This is a genomic window from Couchioplanes azureus, from assembly GCF_014648355.1.
GTDB lineage: Bacteria > Actinomycetota > Actinomycetes > Mycobacteriales > Micromonosporaceae > Actinoplanes > Actinoplanes azureus.
On sequence record NZ_BMQY01000002.1, the window covers coordinates 376,924 to 393,297 of the forward strand.

General features: G+C 73.7%; 15 protein-coding genes. 4 read left to right on the forward strand and 11 right to left on the reverse strand.

Features of this window, described 5'->3' with window-relative positions:
- Positions 1 to 160: 160 nt before the first annotated feature.
- A complete protein-coding gene (locus IEY99_RS08835; RefSeq protein ID WP_189201258.1) occupies positions 161 to 985 on the forward strand; it encodes a zinc metalloprotease in 825 nt (274 codons plus the stop codon).
- Positions 986 to 1,175: 190 nt separating this feature from the next.
- Positions 1,176 to 2,060 carry a sulfotransferase domain-containing protein gene (locus IEY99_RS08840; RefSeq protein ID WP_189201260.1) on the forward strand — a complete coding sequence of 295 codons (885 nt, stop codon included), beginning with the start codon at positions 1,176 to 1,178 and terminating at the stop codon, positions 2,058 to 2,060.
- 1 nt (position 2,061) lies between these two features.
- Here IEY99_RS08840 and IEY99_RS08845 read toward each other — a convergent pair whose 3' ends face one another.
- The 9 genes from IEY99_RS08845 to IEY99_RS08885 form a co-directional block, all read right to left on the reverse strand.
- Positions 2,062 to 3,018 (reverse strand): cation diffusion facilitator family transporter, encoded by a 957-nt coding sequence (locus tag IEY99_RS08845; RefSeq protein WP_189201262.1) that lies wholly within the window; start codon positions 3,016 to 3,018, stop codon positions 2,062 to 2,064.
- Positions 3,015 to 3,722, reverse strand: a complete 708-nt coding sequence (locus IEY99_RS08850) for a substrate-binding periplasmic protein (protein WP_189201264.1) — start codon at positions 3,720 to 3,722, stop codon at positions 3,015 to 3,017. Before IEY99_RS08850 ends, IEY99_RS08845 begins: the two co-directional genes overlap by 4 nt.
- Positions 3,723 to 3,808: 86 nt before the next feature.
- Positions 3,809 to 4,492 (reverse strand): HNH endonuclease family protein, encoded by a 684-nt coding sequence (locus IEY99_RS08855; protein ID WP_189201267.1) that lies wholly within the window; start codon positions 4,490 to 4,492, stop codon positions 3,809 to 3,811.
- Between the two features lie 111 nt (positions 4,493 to 4,603).
- Entirely contained in the window at positions 4,604 to 5,794 is a 1,191-nt protein-coding gene (locus IEY99_RS08860; protein WP_189201269.1) for a S8 family peptidase, read from the reverse strand.
- A gap of 493 nt (positions 5,795 to 6,287) precedes the next feature.
- Positions 6,288 to 7,136 carry an ABC transporter permease subunit gene (locus tag IEY99_RS08865; protein WP_189201271.1) on the reverse strand — a complete coding sequence of 283 codons (849 nt, stop codon included), beginning with the start codon at positions 7,134 to 7,136 and terminating at the stop codon, positions 6,288 to 6,290.
- Positions 7,133 to 8,185 (reverse strand): ABC transporter ATP-binding protein, encoded by a 1,053-nt coding sequence (locus tag IEY99_RS08870; RefSeq protein ID WP_189201273.1) that lies wholly within the window; start codon positions 8,183 to 8,185, stop codon positions 7,133 to 7,135. The genes IEY99_RS08865 and IEY99_RS08870 overlap by 4 nt, the downstream gene beginning before the upstream one ends.
- Positions 8,182 to 9,330, reverse strand: a complete 1,149-nt coding sequence (locus IEY99_RS08875) for a hypothetical protein (RefSeq protein ID WP_189201275.1) — start codon at positions 9,328 to 9,330, stop codon at positions 8,182 to 8,184. The genes IEY99_RS08870 and IEY99_RS08875 overlap by 4 nt, the downstream gene beginning before the upstream one ends.
- Positions 9,314 to 9,832, reverse strand: a complete 519-nt coding sequence (locus IEY99_RS08880; RefSeq protein WP_229798360.1) for a sigma-70 family RNA polymerase sigma factor — start codon at positions 9,830 to 9,832, stop codon at positions 9,314 to 9,316. The genes IEY99_RS08875 and IEY99_RS08880 overlap by 17 nt, the downstream gene beginning before the upstream one ends.
- Before the next feature lie 228 nt (positions 9,833 to 10,060).
- Entirely contained in the window at positions 10,061 to 11,107 is a 1,047-nt protein-coding gene (locus IEY99_RS08885; RefSeq protein ID WP_189201279.1) for a GAF domain-containing protein, read from the reverse strand.
- A gap of 200 nt (positions 11,108 to 11,307) precedes the next feature.
- Here IEY99_RS08885 and IEY99_RS08890 point away from each other — a divergent pair, with 200 nt between their 5' ends.
- On the forward strand, positions 11,308 to 12,855 hold the full coding sequence (locus IEY99_RS08890) for an FAD-binding oxidoreductase (RefSeq protein ID WP_189201281.1): 1,548 nt from the start codon (positions 11,308 to 11,310) through the stop codon (positions 12,853 to 12,855).
- 12 nt (positions 12,856 to 12,867) lie between these two features.
- Here IEY99_RS08890 and IEY99_RS08895 read toward each other — a convergent pair whose 3' ends face one another.
- Positions 12,868 to 13,677 carry a universal stress protein gene (locus IEY99_RS08895; protein WP_189201283.1) on the reverse strand — a complete coding sequence of 270 codons (810 nt, stop codon included), beginning with the start codon at positions 13,675 to 13,677 and terminating at the stop codon, positions 12,868 to 12,870.
- A 218-nt stretch (positions 13,678 to 13,895) separates the two neighbouring features.
- On the opposite strand from IEY99_RS08895, the gene IEY99_RS08900 reads away from it, so the two are divergent.
- Positions 13,896 to 15,056 (forward strand): alkaline phosphatase PhoX, encoded by a 1,161-nt coding sequence (locus tag IEY99_RS08900; RefSeq protein WP_189201285.1) that lies wholly within the window; start codon positions 13,896 to 13,898, stop codon positions 15,054 to 15,056.
- On the opposite strand, the gene IEY99_RS08905 is transcribed toward IEY99_RS08900, so the two are convergent.
- Positions 15,034 to 16,326: a diguanylate cyclase domain-containing protein gene (locus IEY99_RS08905; protein ID WP_189201287.1), complete on the reverse strand. Its 1,293-nt coding sequence runs from the start codon at positions 16,324 to 16,326 to the stop codon at positions 15,034 to 15,036. The two genes, IEY99_RS08900 and IEY99_RS08905, sit on opposite strands and share 23 nt — an antisense overlap.
- Positions 16,327 to 16,374: the final 48 nt, after the last annotated feature.

Below are 16,374 nucleotides of genomic sequence, written 5' to 3' on the forward strand. Positions count from 1 at the left end.
CGGCGACCACCACCCTTCCGCGTCGCCCGGACGGCAGGACGCAGGCCCAGAGTGGGCCCGAGCCGGTGCCGTGGGGGAACGGGACGGGTTGCCATCGGGTTGCCGGCCGCCCCGGCGGGATCTGCGCAGGTCGGGCCCCGCGCTGCCGATCAGGACGGCCATGTCGCTCCCGCTCCGGCATCGCGTCGCCGCCGTCCTCGCCGTCGTGGTCACCGGCTGCGTTCCCGCCGCCGCCGTCCCGGCGCCGGCCACGGCCGCCCCGGCGGCGACCGCGTCGGCCCGGGCCGCGGCGCCGGGCAACCGCAAGGCGTGGGCGACCTTCGACCCCCGCGCCCGCTGGAACCCGTGCGCGGTCATCGGCTACCGGTTCAATCCGGCACGGGCGCCGAAGGGCGCGCTGACCGACCTCGAGGGGGCGATCCGGCGGATCAGCAGCGCCACCGGGCTCAGGTTCGCCTACCGCGGCACGACCACCGCCGTGCCGCACGCCACGAAGGGCTACAACCCGGACTATCCCTCCGACACCCAGCTCGTGGTCGCGTGGGTGGATCCGGGCAAGCAGAGCGAGTGGCTGCCGAAGAACGGCCCGGCCGGCGTCGGCGGCCCGGCGTGGACCACCGGCTACACCGCGAAGGGCACGAAGGTGGGTCTCATCCTGTGGGCCGGTGTCGTCCTGAACACGCGGGTCACACTGACGGGTGGCTTCGGCGCCGGCCCGCGGGTGGGCTGGCAGGGCACCCGCGGCCAGCTGCTGATGCACGAGCTCGGGCACGCGGTGGGCCTGGACCACCCGGAGATCCGGGATCAGAAGCAGATCATGTACCCGATGATGACCCGCAAGAAGGCCGTCTGGGGCGCCGGGGACCTGACGGGTCTCACGGTGGTCGGCAAGGCCGGCGGCTGCGTCCGCAGGGATCCCCCGGCCTCGGCGACCGCGCTCACCGGCGGCACCCCCGCGGAGTTCGGCGCGTTCGTCCGCTCCTGAGTCCGGCGGGCGTTTCCCATTCCACCGGCTTTCGTTGAACCGTTCCGGCCACCTATCCGTGATCTTGGTGCGCGCACTGCCACCCCGGCCGCAACGCTGGCCGTTTAAAAGTTCGTAAGGTAACGTGCGCTACCTGCGGGGTGCCGGGTGTGGCGATCTTTTTCTGCACGGTAGGACGAGGGCCTGGACCATGTTGAATCGCGCTGTCATGTACGCCAAGCAGCACACTCCCAATTCCATGCGGGTCGTGATACGCCGCACCATGCTCGAGGCGCACAACACCAGATTGCGGCTGACCGTCCCGGTGGTTTCGCGTTGCGAATACGTGAACATTTATCATTGCGCGGTCCGCAAGACGGCCAGCCAATGGATCAAGGCACTATTCAGCGATCCGATCGTCTATCGCCACAGCGGGCTGCCCACCTACGATCCCCGGTTCTACAACTGGAGCCATCCCCGGGTCTGCCCGCCGAACCGGGTGGCGTTGTCGCTCTTCTTCTCCCGTGAGCGCTTCGACGCCATCCCGAAGCCCGAGAGCCACCGTGCGTTCTTCGTCCTGCGGGACCCGCGGGACATGGTCGTGTCGAGCTACTTCTCCACGCGCAAGTCGCACGCGCCGATGGGCGACGTCCTCAAGGTTCGCAAGGAGCTCGAGGACCGGCCGTTCACGGACGGGATGGTGTACCTCATCGGCCACCTCGCCAAGAAGGGCACGTTCAAGGCGCTCCGGTCGTGGGCGACCGCCCCGGACGACGGCGCCGTCCGGCTGTTCCGCTACGAGGATCTGACCGGGCCCGCCCAGCTGGAGCAGGTGGACCAGCTGATGCGCCACTGCGGGATCGTCATTCCCCGGCCCGAGCTGACCACGCTCCTCTCCCGCTACAGCTTCTCGGAGATGAACAGCCGCACGGGAGCGGGGGCGGTGTCGCACTACCGCAAGGGCCGGCCCGGCGACTGGCGCAACCACTTCGACGACGACATCCAGGAAGCGTTCGCGAAGGCCACCGGCGACCTGATCGGCCTCCTCGGCTACTCCGAGGAGCGCTCGGCCCCGCCGGCGGGCAGCCGGGTCTGACTCACGGCCTGCCCTCGATCCGGGACACCGGCGCGATCACCAGGTCGTGCACGCGCCAGTCGAAGCCGCGGACGAACTTCTCCAGCCGCTCGAGCCGGTCCACCAGGCCGTCGGTGCCCGGGCGGGGCACGACGACGAGCTCGCCGACGAAGACGTGGCCCTCCTCGCGCAGGCGCAGCCAGGCATCCGCCACCCAGTCGTGGTCGAGCACCGCCGCGAGCAGCTGGTCCGGCAGGGGATGCGGGCGGCTGCCGTCGACGACCAGGGGGCGGTGGTCCATCAGGTCCGCCACCGCGCCGCGCAGGGTACGCACGCCGTCGCGGACGATGTCGCCGCCGATCACGAGGGCGGCGACGGCGTCGGCCCACCACCAGCCGGCGCCGATGCCCAGCACGCCCAGGATCGCCGCGCCCGCGGTCAGCCAGTCCGCGCGGTTCATCTCGGCGTCGGCGAAGAGCACCTTGTCGTGCAGCTCGCGGGCGATCCGCCGCTTGACCCGGCCCAGCAGGATCGCCGGAACCATCGTGGCGAACAGGACGACGATCATCGGCCAGCCCAGCCAGAGCTGCTGACCGAACACCTCGACCAGGCCGATCGGCGGGCGCTCGCCGGCGACGAGGCGCATCGCCGAGTCGTACACCACGTATCCGCCCAGCCCGAACAGCGCGACGGCGCCGGCCAGGAAGGCGACGCTCACCGAGCGGTGATATCCGTACGGGAAGCGCGGGGTCGGGGCGCGCGTCCGGTACCGGGCGGCGATGAGGAACGCCGCCGGCGGGACCAGGCCCAGCATGTCCTCGATCCAGGCCGCCTTCATCGCCTGCGACTGCCCCAGCGTGACCGCCAGCAGCGCGATCGCGACCACGAAGAAGGCGATCGTCCACCACTCCAGGCGTACCGCCCGCCGGTGCAGCGCGGCCTTGCCGGGTGGCAGCTCGAACCGGTCGAAGACCCTCATCGCGCCTCCTCCGCCCGGCGCAGCAGCTCGTCCACCTCGGCGTGCGACAGGCTGAGCAGGAAGCCCTCCACCTGCACCTGCCAGCCGTTCTCGCCCGGCGGCACCGCCCACACGTGGTCCTGCTTGCCGAGCTCGTGCCCGGAGGGGCGCAACCGCAGCTCGGTCAGCCGCCACTGCCCCACGACGACCGGCAGCCCCTCCCCGCCCGTGATCTCCGGGACCGCCACGACGACGGCGTCCTCCGACGCCAGCGCCGCCACCTCCGCGGTGCCGGCCGGCACGGCGACCTCGACGCCCGACAGGTCGTCCGGCACCGTCACCCCCGGCGGCGCGGCGACGACGGTGCGGGTCGTGACGTACGGGCGGGTCAGCGAGGCGTGCCCGGTCCACGGCGACTGCGCGTCCAGCCCGCCCACGACCAGGTCCAGGACCCGGTCCTTCAGCGCCGGCATGAGCGCCGACTCCGAGCCCGGATACCACTCGATCCGGGCACCGAGCCGCTGCGCCAGGCGCTGCACCAGCCACACCTCGGCGCCCTGCGGGTCGCCCTGGTCGGGGGCCCAGGCCCAGGGCGGGCTCTCGGTCAGGCCGACGCGCAACACGCCGTCGCGGACGTCCGCGAGGGTGTTGCCGGCGTCGCGCGGCCACTCGCACCCGGCCACCAGCACCAGCACCACGACGAGCAGAGCGACGCCTCGCCGCATCCGGCCTCCTCACCCGAGCAAGATCTACTCATACCCGGTAAGTCCCCCGGCGAATCCGCTCCGGGGGACCTCCGCGCGCCGGTGGTTCAGGAGGTGCAGGAGTCGAGCAATCCCTGCAGCGCCGACTTCTCCGCATCCTGCAGGGTGAGCTCCCACGAGTGCTTCACGCTGATCCACATCTTGGCGTAGGTGCACCGGAAGTCCGTGCGGGGCGGCAGCCACTCGGCCGGGTCCTGGTCGCCCTTGGCCTGGTTGACGTCGTCGGTCACGGCGATCAGCTGAGGATGGGTCATGTCGTTCGCGAACTGCTCGCGGCGCTCGGTGCTCCAGGCGGCGGCGCCGGAGCGCCACGCCTCGGCCAGCGGCACGAGGTGGTCGATGTCGACGTCGGCCGCGTCGGTCCAGGTCTGCCCGTCGTACGGGCTGAGCCAGCTACCGGAGGTGGCCTGGCAGGCGTCGTCGACCACGACGCCGGCACCGTCGCGCCGCAGGACGGTCTCGCGGGTGTTGCAGCTGCCCTCGACGTCGTCCCAGTGCGGGAACTTCTCGCGGGAGTAGCCCGCGCCGCTGCCTTCGGCGTCCACGGCCAGCGCGTTCAGGTGTTCCTGGGCGACGGCCTTGGACGGCACGGCGGGTACGTCGGGCACGTCCCCGGCATAGGCGGGTACGGCGGGTGCGTCGGGTGCGTCCCCGGCGAAGGCCGGTACGGCGACGGCGGCGGTCGCCGTCAGGGCCGCGGCGGCGACGGCGGCGGCACGGGAAAGGCGCATCGATGGTCTCCAAGGATCGGCTCGGATGTCACGGTGAAGGTTCGTGCGGAGAGACCGACGGCGGACCTCCGGGAGCCGGAGGCCCGCCGTCGCGGGGGTCGAGCCGGGGAGTCAGCTACCGACGCGCAGCAGCTTGGTGGTCGATCCGGTACCGGGGCCGGTGACCACGTCGCCGGTGGCGGCGTCGGTCAGGGCCGTGGCGACCTCGGCCGGGGAGGCCTCGGGCCTGGTGTCCAGCACGAGGGCGGCGGCGCCGGCCACGTGCGGGGACGCCATCGACGTACCGCTGATGGTCTTGGTGGCGGTGTCGCTGTCCATCCAGGCCGAGGCGATGTCCTGGCCGGGGGCGAAGACGTCCAGGCACTTGCCGAAGTTGGAGAAGTCGGCCCGGGCGTCGGTGTCGGCGGTCGCGCCGACCGTGATCGCCTCGGCGACCCCGGAGGGGCTGCCCTCGCAGGCGTCGGCGTTCTCGTTGCCGGCGGCCACCGCGAACGTGATGCCGGCGGAGACCGCGCCCTTGACGGCGGTGTCGATGGCCGTGTCCGCGCCGCCGCCGAGGCTCATGTTGGCCACGGCGGGCTTGACCGCGTTGGCGGCGACCCAGTCGATGCCGGCGACGACCTGCTCGGTGGTGCCGGAGCCCTCGCAGTTCAGCACCCGCACGGCCACCAGCTTCACTTCCTTGGCGATGCCGTGCTTCGTGCCGCCGATGGTGCCGGCGACGTGCGTGCCGTGGCCGTTGCAGTCGTCCGCCGTACCCCCGTCGACGGCGTCGAAGCCGCTCTCCGCGCGTCCGCCGAAGTCCTCGTGGCTGGTGCGGATGCCGGTGTCGACGACGTAGGCGTGCACGGTCTTGCCGGTGCTGGGGTAGGTGTAGGACTTGTCCAGGGGCAGCGCCGCCTGGTCGATGCGGTCCAGGCCCCAGCCGGCGTCGGTCTGGGTGTCCATCGTGTGCAGCCGGCGCACCTGCTGGACGGAGGCCACGCTCTTGTCGGCGGCGAGCCTCCGCGCCTCGGCGGCGCTCATCGTGGCGGAGAATCCGCGCAGCGCATGACTGAACGTGCGCTGCACCGTGCCGTCGTGCCGGCCGGCCAGCCGGGTGGCCGCCGCCGAGACCTGGTCGGCACCGGGCTTGAGCACCACGATGTAGCGGTCCGCCACGGCGTCGGGCGCACCGGCCCCGTGCACCGTGCCGGTCCCGTCCGGCTGCGGCGTCGTCGTCGCGCTGGCCGGCATCACCACGGCCGCGGCGGCCAGCGCCCCGGCCGCCACCGTCGTCGCGCCCCACACCCGACGCGTCATTTTCCTGCGATCTCGCAACGTGCCTCCCTGACCTGCCACCTCCACCGTTCGGCTGGCTGTAGCTGCCCGTTCGGCGGAGAGGATCAACTGAGTGGTTGGCACGCTAATAACAATCGGTCGATATTCACAACCGCCGAAATCTGGACCAACGCCCGCCGACCGCCCCCGTGCCCGACCCCCGGAGACGCGGCGTCGCGCCGCTGGGAGCGCGTCCAAATTCCGCGACGGACGCGCGGCGGACAACGCGGCCGGCCTCCCCGGCACCCACCCGATGAGCAGGCGATTCGCCCGCGCCTCGCCCGGCCGGGTGGGCGCCGCGGCGGCGGGTGTCACCGTGCGTCACGGCCATCCTTAAGAGTCCACTAAGGACAGATGAATGAAGACGCCTGAAAACGATCTGAGAAAATTTTTTCGACCGCCCGTTCATACTTCCGCAAAGTGCGGCGAACCGGGCGTACGCGATATGAACCTCTATATTGAGTAATAGGGATCCTTACAGGTCGCGGCGCTGGAAGGCGAACGCGGTGAGGCCGAGGACCAGGGCGACCCACACGCCGGTCCACACCAGATAGGTGGCGGTGAGCGGGGCCATGCTCAGGAACGGCGACTCCTCGATCCCGGAGCCGACCTGCAGAAGCAGCGCCGGATCCTGGAAGGAGTTCATGGCGCCGCGCCACAGACCGTCGGTCGGCAGCAGCATGCGGGAGACGGTGCCGACCTGCGCCATGCTGTCGTTGCCGAGGGCGTCGCCGACCGAACCGACCACCCCGGCGATCCAGGTGGCGCCGAAGAGCCCGACCGCCACGATGCCCGACGCCATCGGCGAGATCGCGGTCGACAACAGCAGGCCCAGGGTGAGCAGCACCGTCGTCTGGGCCGCCAGCAGGGCCAGGCCCGTCGCCGGATGCGGTGGCCAGTAGCCCACGGTGGCGCGGACGATGACGAACTGGGCGAGCCCGGCCACGCACACGAACCCGCTGCCGAAGACGACCAGCCCCAGCCACTTGCCCACCAGCACCGCCGAGCGGCGGATCGGGCGCGCGAGGACGGACAGCGCGATCCCCGACTCGATCTCCCCGGCCACGGTCGGCCCGGCCAGGAACGCGGTGCCGAGCGCGGCGATCAGGCTCAGGCCGAACATCACCAGGTTGAGCACCGTGGAGCCGGCCACCTTCGCCTCCCCCGAGGTGAGCCCGCCGAACTCCGCGTCCAGCCGGGCGAACCCCCAGGCGCTGAGCGAGAGCAGCAGCACGGTCAGGACGGCGAGCGACCGCAGCACCCGGCGGCGTCCCGCTTCCTGCAACGTCAGGGCGGCGACGGCGAACACGGTACGGACGGTCATCGGTGCTCCTCGCTGTGACCGGTACGGAGGATGTCCAGCAGCCGTTCCTCGAGGCTGACCCGCGCCGGCTCGACGGCGTGGACGCGGACGCCGAGGGCGACGAGGTCGGCCACCAGCTCGGGCACGGTCGCGGCATCCGGCTCGGCGGGCAGCTCGACGGTGAACGCGTCGCCGCTGCGCGTGAGCCGGCCGGCGGCCGCCAGCCTGGCCTCCGCCGGCGCGCTCACGGCGTCCAGCCGCAGCCGCAGCTCCCGCCCGCCGAGCAGCTCCTCGAGGGTGCCCGAGGCGGCGACCCGGCCCTTGTCGAGGATGACCACCCGGTCGCAGACCCGCTCCACCTCGCCGATGAGATGGGAGTTGAGCAACACGGCCACCCCCCGCGCCCGCAGCGCCAGCAGCAGGTCCCGCACATCGGCCCGGCCGATCGGGTCCAGCGCGCTGGTCGGCTCGTCGAGGACCACGAGCTCGGGGCGGGCCACCAGGGCGACGGCCATCCCGAGGCGCTGCTGCATGCCCTTGGAGAAGCCGCCGACCCGGTCGCCGGCGCGGTCGGCGAGCCCGACGGTGGCCAGGCACTCGCGCTGTTCCCCGGCCGGCACCGCGGCGCCCGCCAGCCGCACGTGCAGGGCCAGCACCTCGGCGGCGGTGAGCCACGGCTGATACCGGAAGAGCTCCGGCAGGTAGCCCACGCGGGCCCGCGCCTGCGGCTCCCCCGACGGCCGCCCGAGCAGCAGCACCTCTCCGGCATCGGGCCGGACCAGACCGAGCAGGATCTTGATGACGCTGGTCTTGCCCGCCCCGTTGGGTCCGAGCAGGCCCAGCACCTCACCCCGGCCGACGGTGAACGAGACGCCGTCGACCGCGGTCTGCCGGCGGTACCGTTTGCGCAGGCCCGAGCACCACACGGCCGGCGCCGCCGGCAGCTCGGCGACCAGCCGCCGGGCGGCCTCGAGCGAGGCCGCGCCGCCCGAGGCGCCCGGAAGAGCCGCACCGCCCGGACCGGCACCGCCCGAGGGCGCGCCGCTGGAGGGCGCGGACGGGCCCGTCATCGGTTCCACCGCATTCCCCGGGCCACACCCAGCACCTCGTCGGCGCTGAGCGAACCGGCCACCGCCGTGACCACCCCGTCCTCGACCCACACCACGGCGGCCAGCACACCGTCGCGCGAGGCGAGCACGGTGGCCTGCTTCCCGTCGACGTCGGCGGTGGAGCTCGTCATCTCCTCGACCGCCATGAACAGCGGCAGCGTCGTCCCGTCCGCGGAGAACGTGCGCAGCTGCGACGCGACGTTCTCCGGCAGCAGGGGCAGCGACAGCAGATAGTCCCGGGCCTTCTCGAACGGCACGCCCGAGGAGTACGCGGTGGGCGCGACCGCGCGCGCGACGACCAGCGCCGGCACCGGGCGGCCCTGCGACCAGACCGCGGCGAACCCGGGGCCGGCGGACAACCGGAACCGGCTGCCGTCCAGCCCGGCGGGAGGAGGCGGCAGCGTCTGGCCCGCCGCGGCGGCGGTCTGCGCGGCCTTCTCCGCGGAGTAGGTGAACACCGCGTTGGCCCTGGCTCCCACCCGGTACGCCGGTTCTCCCGAGACCCCGTGCGGCAGGTCGCCCACCTGCGGAACGGACAGCCCCGTGATCTTCTCCGCCTCCGCGGCGCCGTCGACCGTCCGGACGCTGACCTTCTCGGTCACCTGCACCTCGCCGAAGGCGGACAGATCGGGCAGCTTCACCAGGTCGGCCTCGGGGGCGGTGACCGGGGCTATCTTCTCGGCGCGGAAGATCGGCAGCCAGTCCGCGGCGGCCGCGGCCCCGGCCCCGGCCAGCAGCGCGACCACACCCACCACCGCCACGACCGGGCTGCGCAACGCCGTACGCCAGCGGCCCGGAGCGGTGGCCCCCCGCCCCCTCCGGACGATGTCTCCGGAGACGGCCCCGGCTTCTCCGGCGGCGGTCCGGGCGTCTCCCGGCACGGCCCGGGCCTCGGCGACGGCCCGGGACAGGCGGGCCCATCCGGCGTCCACGTCGACCTCCGGGTCGGCGTGCAGCGCCGCGCGGGTGACCGCCGCGTCCTGCTGCGCGGCGGCCAGCCCGGCCAGGCAGACCGGGCAGCCCGCCACGTGCTCGCGGTCGGCCTGGGCGACACCGGCCGGCTCGTCCACGAGCCGGCGCAGGATGCCGTCAGTCGGATGGCGCATGACGGATCAACTCCTCGCGTAGAGCGGACTCGGCGCGCCGCACGGTGGTGCCCACGCTGCCGGAAGAAAGACCGAGAGCGGCCGCGACCTCGGCATAGCTGAGGCCGCTGTGCCGCAGCACCAGGGCGACGGCCTGCCGGCGGGGCAGCCGCGCCAGCGCCGCCCGCACCCGCCGGCGCTCGTCGAGCGTCACCACGGCATCGGCGACGTCCCCGGCGACGACGTCCCCCGCGCCGGCGGACCCCTCCCGGGCGGCGCGCCGGCGGCCGGACCGAAGATGATTGAGCGCGGTGTGCGCCGCGGCGACGGAGAGCCACCCCATCGCCTCACCGCCGGGCACCGACGAGCGGGCGAAGGTGAGGAACACCTCCTGAGCCACGTCCTCGGCCTCGTCGCGGGACCCGAGCACCCGGGCGGCGACCGCCACGACCCGCGGATAGGCCGAACGGAAGACCGCCTCGAGATCACTCCGGAAGCCCCCGGGCCGCGGCAGACTCGTCACGGCACCGCCGTCCTTCCGTTGCGCCCGCCGGGTCACCCCACCGCGACCGTCCGCGGTCAGCACCGCCGCCGGCGACAACCCCCGGCGCCCGGCAGGCTCGGCTGGCTCGGCTTCATGTTCCATATCTTCAGAGCACCGCCGGGCCGCCGTATGTGACACCGCCGTATTACCCACCCGCCGACGAGCGGTCCGGGGCGGCTCGCCGGCGTGCGGACGGTTCCGACGGGCTCAGGGGCAGCGTTCGCAGACTGCCGCGGTGATCAGGGCGGCGGGGATGTAGAGGCCCCGGCGCAGGGCCCGGGCCGCGGCCAGGTGGGCGGAGGTGGCGCCGAGCCTGGCCTGGATCTCGTGGAGGCGGTCCCCCACCAGGGACGTGGGGATGTCCAGGGTGGCGGCGATCCGGGTGTGCGGCCAGCCCTCGACCAGCAGGCCCAGGATCTGCAGCTCCTCGCGGGACAGCCCGTACGGGTTCGGCGCCGGGGACAGCAGGACCACCTTGCGCAGGTGACCGGGCGGTTCCGGAGGGCAGGTGAGGATGCTGACGCGGAACAGTTCGGTCTCGGTGTTCGTGCAGTCGGCGGGGCACAGGAACGTGGCGAGGGGGCTCTCGGTGGCCGCCGGGGCGGTCGCCGCCGTCATCAGCCGGGTGCCGAGGCGCAGGAGGTGGTGACCGGGCAGGCCGTTCAGTGCCGCCGTGTTGCCGGCCCGGGTGAGGGCCACTCCCGCGATCGCGTCGCTGACCAGGGCGGCGATGGCGCTGATGGTGCGCAGCGGGTCGATCGCGTGGGCGATCCACGGCCCGGCGTGGTCCAGCAGGTCGCGGGCCTCCTCGGTGGCCGGCGTCGGGTCGGTGCTGCTGGTGCCCACGACGCCGACGTACCGGCCGTCGCGGGTGAACAGGCCCATTCCCATGCCTTCGCGGAACCCCGCGGGATACAGGCACTGCGACCACGTCGGCAGCGTCTCGGCGGGTACGGGCAGGTCGCACAGCCGTACGGGCGGGCGGGGACCGTGCAGTCCGGCCCGCTCGACGTCCGCGGTGAACCGCGGGCCGTGCAGGGCCTGCGACACCATGGGGTGGTAGCCGTGCCTCAGCAGCGGTGTCTGGAGCCGGCGTTCCGGGTCGAAGGCGGTGATGAGCACGGCGTCGCACGGGGTGATCCGCCGCAGCGGCTCCACCAGCGCCTGGGCCCGCTCCACCGGACCGCCCGGCATCAGGGCGATCTCGACGATCTCATCCAGCAGCGCTGCGCCGGCGGCGGACAAGGGCACCATGAAGCTCACTTCCCAGGAGGCCCCCGCTGCGGGTGTAGCCCACACCATAGAAACGATTTAGCGCCGGTGAAAGGTTCGGGACGGGAGGCCGACACCCCGGCCGGGCGTACGGAGCTCGACAGCGGGGCCGCAACCACCCGGTGGTGGGTCACCGGCCCGAGCACTGCGGGCGATATGCGGCGATATGCGAGGATTCCGGCATGCCGTTGTCACGCCGTGCCCTGATCCGAGCCGGGGCCGCCGGCCTCACCGTCGCCGCCCTGCCCGCCGCGGCAGAGGCGGCAGCAAAGGCCGCGGGAAACGCCGCCGAACACTCCGCGGGCAAAGCCGCAGGAGAGGTCACGAGGCAGTCCGGCGCCACGACCGCGGGCCGTCGGGCACCGACCCCGGCGGACTGGCGGGCGCTGGACGCGTCCCTCGACGGCACGGTCGAGCTGCCCGGCACCGCTTCCTACGAGGCCGCCCGCCGCCTCGCCGACCCCCGCTTCGACGGCGTCCGCCCGCCCGCGGTGGCCCGCTGCGCGACCGGCGCCGACGTCGCCGAGGTGGTGCGGTTCGCCCGCCGGATGGGACTGCCCGTGGTGCCCCGCGGCGGCGGCCATTCGTACGTCGGCGCCTCCACCACCCGCACCGGCGTGGTCCTCGACCTGCGCCGGCTCGCCGCCGTGTCGTACGACGCCGCCACCCGCAGCGCGACGATCGGCGGCGGGGCCCGGCTGATCGACGTCTACAACCGGCTCGGCGCCTCCGGAGTCGCCGTCCCGTCCGGCTCGTGCGGCAGCGTGGGCATCGGCGGCATCACCCTGGGCGGCGGGATCGGCATGGCCGCCTCGGCGTACGGGCTGACCTGCGACGTGGTCTCCGCCGCCGAGGTGGTCACGGCCGACGGCCGGCGCCGCACCGTGGACGCCGGGCGGGAGCCCGACCTGTTCTGGGCCCTGCGCGGGGCCGGGGGCGGTCAGTTCGGTGTGGTCACCGCCTGGCGCATGCGCACCCACCGCGCGGCGCCGGTCGGCAGGTTCGTGCTCACGTACCCCTGGAGCGACGCCGCCCGGGTCGCCGCCGGCTGGCAGGCCCGGCTGGCGGTCGCGCCGGACGAGACGTGGTCGTCCTGCCAGTTCGCCGCCGACGCGCGCGGGCGGCTGTCCGTACGCATCTCCGGTGTGGTGCTCGACGGCGCCCCGGACGCCGAGGTGGCGGCGATCGTCCGCGCGATCGCCCGGGACCCGCGGTCCGCGGCGCTGCACCGCCGCCCCTATCTGGAGGTGGTGCACGACCGGGCCGGCTGCACCGACGCCGCGTCCTGCGCGAGCCGGTCCACCGAGCTGATCGGCAGCGAGATCTTCCCGCGCGTGCTGCCCGGCGCGGGGGTCGCGGCGCTGCTGGCCACCGTGGAGCGCCGCGCCCGGCAGCGCCGTCCCGGGGTGGCGAAGCTCAAGCGGATGACCGGCGCGCTGGGCAGGGTCCGGCCGGACGCCACCGCCTTCGCCTGGCGGGGTGTGCACACCATGCTGCAGTGGCTCGTCGAGTCGCCCACCGCCGACCCGGCCACCGTCGCGGACGCCTACCGGTGGATCGCCGACGGGCATCGCGCGGTGGCACGGTGGTCGGCCGGCCGCTACGTCAACTATGTGGAGCCGGACCCCGCACTGCTCCCCCGCTACCACGGTGGACACCTGGCCCGGCTGCGCCGCATCCGGGCCGCGGTCGACCCGCAACGGCTGTTCCGGTCGCCGTACGCGCTCTGACGCCGGGCGGCCTCAGCGCGCGATCATGACGGGGCAGTCGGCCCGTTCCAGCAGCCGCGTCCCGGCGGCGCCGAGCATGACCCCCTCGAAGCCGTGCCGGCGCGGACCCACCACCACCAGCCGGGCCTGCCGGGAGCGTTCCACGAGCACCTTGCCGGGATCGCCGCCGGTGAACTCGCGCGCCGCCGAGACCTCGGGGAATTGCGCACGCCAGGGGGCGAGCAGGTCGTCGAGCTCGCCGCCCACCGTGTGGGCGGCGGACGGGCTGGGCCGGCGGGCGCCGTCCTGCGCGGTGACCGCCAGGACCGGGGCGCCACGCAGGGCGGCCTCCTCGAAGGCACGGCCGATGATCGGCCCGGCGGTGCCGCCGTCGTCGCCGACGCCGACGACCACCGGTCCGGCCTCCGGGCCGGGCCGGCCGCGGACGACGACCACGGAGCCCTTGGCGCGGGTGGCCACCTGGGTGCGTACCGACCCGTGGGGCAGGCCGGGCAGGCCGCTGTCCGGGCGGCTGCTGCCGACCACCAGCAGCGCCGCCTCCTCGGCGGCGTGCAGCAGCACCGGCACCGCATAGCCGGGCAGCGCCAGGACGCGGACCTCGATGCCGGGCGCCGCCGAGCGGGCCTGGGTCACCGCGGCGTGCAGAATGCCGGCCGCCGCCTCCTCGTCCGCCGAGGCCGGGGCCGTCGGGGAGCGCCGGTGATGGGCCGTCACCACGCGCAGATCGGCTCCGCGGAGCCGGGTCTCGGCCGCGGCCCACCGCACCGCCGCCATCGCGCCGGCGGAACCGTCCACACCGACCACTATCCGAGTCTTGACCATGGTCGCCTCCTGGCGGGCCGGCAGGGTCAGCCGTCGCCGCCGCCCGGGGCACGGCGGCACGCCCTCAGATTCGCCCTCCCCGGCACGGTTTGGCAAGACGCGGCATCCCGCCTCCGGGGCGGGAAGATTCGGCACCGTGTGCCAGAAGTTCATTTTGTGCCTCGCCGCCGTCAAGAAACCGGAGGCTACATTCCCGAAACAACCATCGAGGAGGTTCCATGGACCGGCGCACAATGTTACGAGCGACCGTGGTGGGTGCGGGAGCGGTGGCCCTGCCGTTCACCGCCTGGTCGGCGGCCTACGGGGCGCCGGCGCAGAACGCCGTCGGGCCGTACGGCCCGCTCCTGGGCCCGGACGCCAACGGCATCCAGCTGCCGGCCGGCTTCACGAGCACGGTCGTCGCCCGCTCCCGGCAGGCGGTGCCCGGGACGTCGTATGTGTGGCACGACGCGCCCGACGGCGGCGCGGTCATCCCGAACGGCACGGGCTGGATCTACGTGTCGAACTCCGAGGTCACCGCGTCCGCCGGCGGCGGCGCCTCGCGGATCCTCTTCTCGTCGTCCGGGGCGGTCGTCGGCGCGTCCCGCATCCTCTCGGGGACCAATGTGAACTGTGCCGGCGGCAAGACGCCCTGGAACACCTGGCTGTCGTGCGAGGAGGTGTCGCGGGGCCGGGTGTTCGAGACCTACCCCCTGGGTGGCACGGCGGTGGCCCGGCCCGCGATGGGCCGCTTCAAACACGAGGCCGCGGCCGCGGATCCGGTACGGCGGGTCATCTACCTGACCGAGGACGAGCCGGACGGCAAGTTCTACCGCTTCGTCCCGACCACCTGGGGAGACCTGTCCGCGGGAGCGCTGGAGGTGATGGTCGCCGGCGGCGCCACCTCGGGCACCTTCTCCTGGGCCCGGGTCCCCGACCCCGACGGATCACCGCGGGCGACCCGCCGCCAGGTCTCCGGCGCCAAGACGTTCAACGGCGGCGAGGGGTGCCACTACGCCGACGACACGGTCTGGTTCACCACCAAGGGCGACAACCGGATCTGGCAGGTCAACCTGAACGCGGGCAGCTATGAGCTCGCCTACGACGACGACCTGGTCAACCCGGGCCCCGCGCCGCTGAGCGGCGTGGACAACATCACCGGCACCGCGGGCGGCGACCTGTACATCGCCGAGGACGGAGCCACCATGGACATCTGCATGATCACGCCGGACGACAAGGTCTCGGTGTTCCTGCGGGTCACCGGCCACGACGGCTCCGAGATCACCGGTCCCGCCTTCACCCCGGCCGGGGACCGCCTCTACTTCTCCTCGCAGCGGGGCACCACCGGGCTGTCGTCCGGCGGGATCACGTACTGCGTCACCGGGCCGTTCCGGCGGTAGCCGGCGCCGCCGCGGCGTACCGGGCGGTCTTCGCCCGGTACATCGCGGAGTCGGCGGCGGCCAGCAGGTCCTTCGCCTCGTGGTCCATGCCCGTTCCCACGGCCACGCCGACGCTGGCGCCGACGCACACCACGCCGCAGCCGAGCAGCACCGGCTGGCGCACCACACCCTTGATCCGGGCGGCCATGCCGCGGGCGCGCTGCTCGCAGTCCGGCCCGGTCAGGATGGCGACGAACTCGTCGCCGCCGAGCCGGCCCATCATGTCCTCGGTCCGGATCGCGCCGCGCAGCCGCCGGCCCATCAGGCGCAGCAGCTCGTCGCCGGCCGCGTGCCCGAACTCGTCGTTGATCTGCTTGAAGCCGTCCAGGTCCAGGAAGAGCACCGCCACCTGGGTCATCCGCATGGCCAGCGCGCCGGCCAGGTGGTGCAGCAGCGCCGCCCGGTTGGGCAGCTCGGTGAGCGCGTCCGTGCGGGCCTGCTGGGTGAGCTCCTGCTCGGCCGCCTTGGCGGCGGTCACGTCGTGCAGGTGGGCCACGAACGCGCCGCTGTCGGCGAGCGCGGCCATGCGCACGTGCACCCAGCGGCTCGTGCCGTCGGGCCGCCAGAAGCGCACGTCGCCGCGGCAGGACTCGACGGTCGCGTGCGCCAGGTCGCGGAAGGCGCCGCGGGCCCGCTGCCGGTCGGTGACGTCGACCCACTGCCAGTACGCCTTGCCGACGATCTCCTCGGCCGGGGTGGCGAGCAGCTCCTCCAGCGCCGGGTTCGCCTCGGTGACGGCACCCTGGCCGTCGAGGATGGCCATGCCGGTGGGTGCGTGCCGGAACGCCGCGTGGAAGCGCTCCTGGGCCGCCGCGAGCGCGGCCTCCCCCCGCTTGCGGGCGGTGATGTCGCGGGCGACGATGAGCGCCGCCGGGCGGCCGTCGAACTCCAGCGGGGTGCCGGCGGCCTCGATGTCGATCACCGTGCCGTCGAGGGTGACCAGCTTCTCCTCGACGTACTGCAGCGGCTCACCGTCGGCGGTCAGCGAGCGCATGCGCTCGCTGCCGGGGTCCCGGTAGTCCGGGTGCATGAACTCGATCGCCGGACGATCCTGCAGGTCGGTGATGGTACGCGCACCCATCGTCGCGAGCGCGCGGGCGTTGGCGAAGACGTGGTAGCCGTCGCAGATCACGAAGATGATGTCCGGGGACAGTTCGACCAGCGCCTGGAAGCCGGCGTCGCCCGCGCCACCCAGGGCCGGGATCGCCGCCTGCCCGTCGTTCTCGCTCATGCACCACCCGCTCGATCCGTTTGCTGCAAGCTCACCGATCGGCGCGGG

What these genes read in the sequence shown, in the direction of transcription:
- IEY99_RS08900 (WP_189201285.1), top strand. Translation starts at nt 13,896, where the DNA reads ATGGACCGGCGCACAATGTTACGAGCGACCGTGGTGGGTGCGGGAGCG.
- IEY99_RS08895 (WP_189201283.1), bottom strand. Translation starts at nt 13,677, where the DNA reads ATGGTCAAGACTCGGATAGTGGTCGGTGTGGACGGTTCCGCCGGCGCG.
- IEY99_RS08845 (WP_189201262.1), bottom strand. Translation starts at nt 3,018, where the DNA reads ATGAGGGTCTTCGACCGGTTCGAGCTGCCACCCGGCAAGGCCGCGCTG.
- IEY99_RS08835 (WP_189201258.1), top strand. Translation starts at nt 161, where the DNA reads ATGTCGCTCCCGCTCCGGCATCGCGTCGCCGCCGTCCTCGCCGTCGTG.
- IEY99_RS08865 (WP_189201271.1), bottom strand. Translation starts at nt 7,136, where the DNA reads ATGACCGTCCGTACCGTGTTCGCCGTCGCCGCCCTGACGTTGCAGGAA.
- IEY99_RS08870 (WP_189201273.1), bottom strand. Translation starts at nt 8,185, where the DNA reads ATGACGGGCCCGTCCGCGCCCTCCAGCGGCGCGCCCTCGGGCGGTGCC.
- IEY99_RS08840 (WP_189201260.1), top strand. Translation starts at nt 1,176, where the DNA reads ATGTTGAATCGCGCTGTCATGTACGCCAAGCAGCACACTCCCAATTCC.
- IEY99_RS08855 (WP_189201267.1), bottom strand. Translation starts at nt 4,492, where the DNA reads ATGCGCCTTTCCCGTGCCGCCGCCGTCGCCGCCGCGGCCCTGACGGCG.
- IEY99_RS08850 (WP_189201264.1), bottom strand. Translation starts at nt 3,722, where the DNA reads ATGCGGCGAGGCGTCGCTCTGCTCGTCGTGGTGCTGGTGCTGGTGGCC.
- IEY99_RS08905 (WP_189201287.1), bottom strand. Translation starts at nt 16,326, where the DNA reads ATGAGCGAGAACGACGGGCAGGCGGCGATCCCGGCCCTGGGTGGCGCG.
- IEY99_RS08860 (WP_189201269.1), bottom strand. Translation starts at nt 5,794, where the DNA reads ATGACGCGTCGGGTGTGGGGCGCGACGACGGTGGCGGCCGGGGCGCTG.
- IEY99_RS08890 (WP_189201281.1), top strand. Translation starts at nt 11,308, where the DNA reads ATGCCGTTGTCACGCCGTGCCCTGATCCGAGCCGGGGCCGCCGGCCTC.
- IEY99_RS08885 (WP_189201279.1), bottom strand. Translation starts at nt 11,107, where the DNA reads ATGGTGCCCTTGTCCGCCGCCGGCGCAGCGCTGCTGGATGAGATCGTC.
- IEY99_RS08875 (WP_189201275.1), bottom strand. Translation starts at nt 9,330, where the DNA reads ATGCGCCATCCGACTGACGGCATCCTGCGCCGGCTCGTGGACGAGCCG.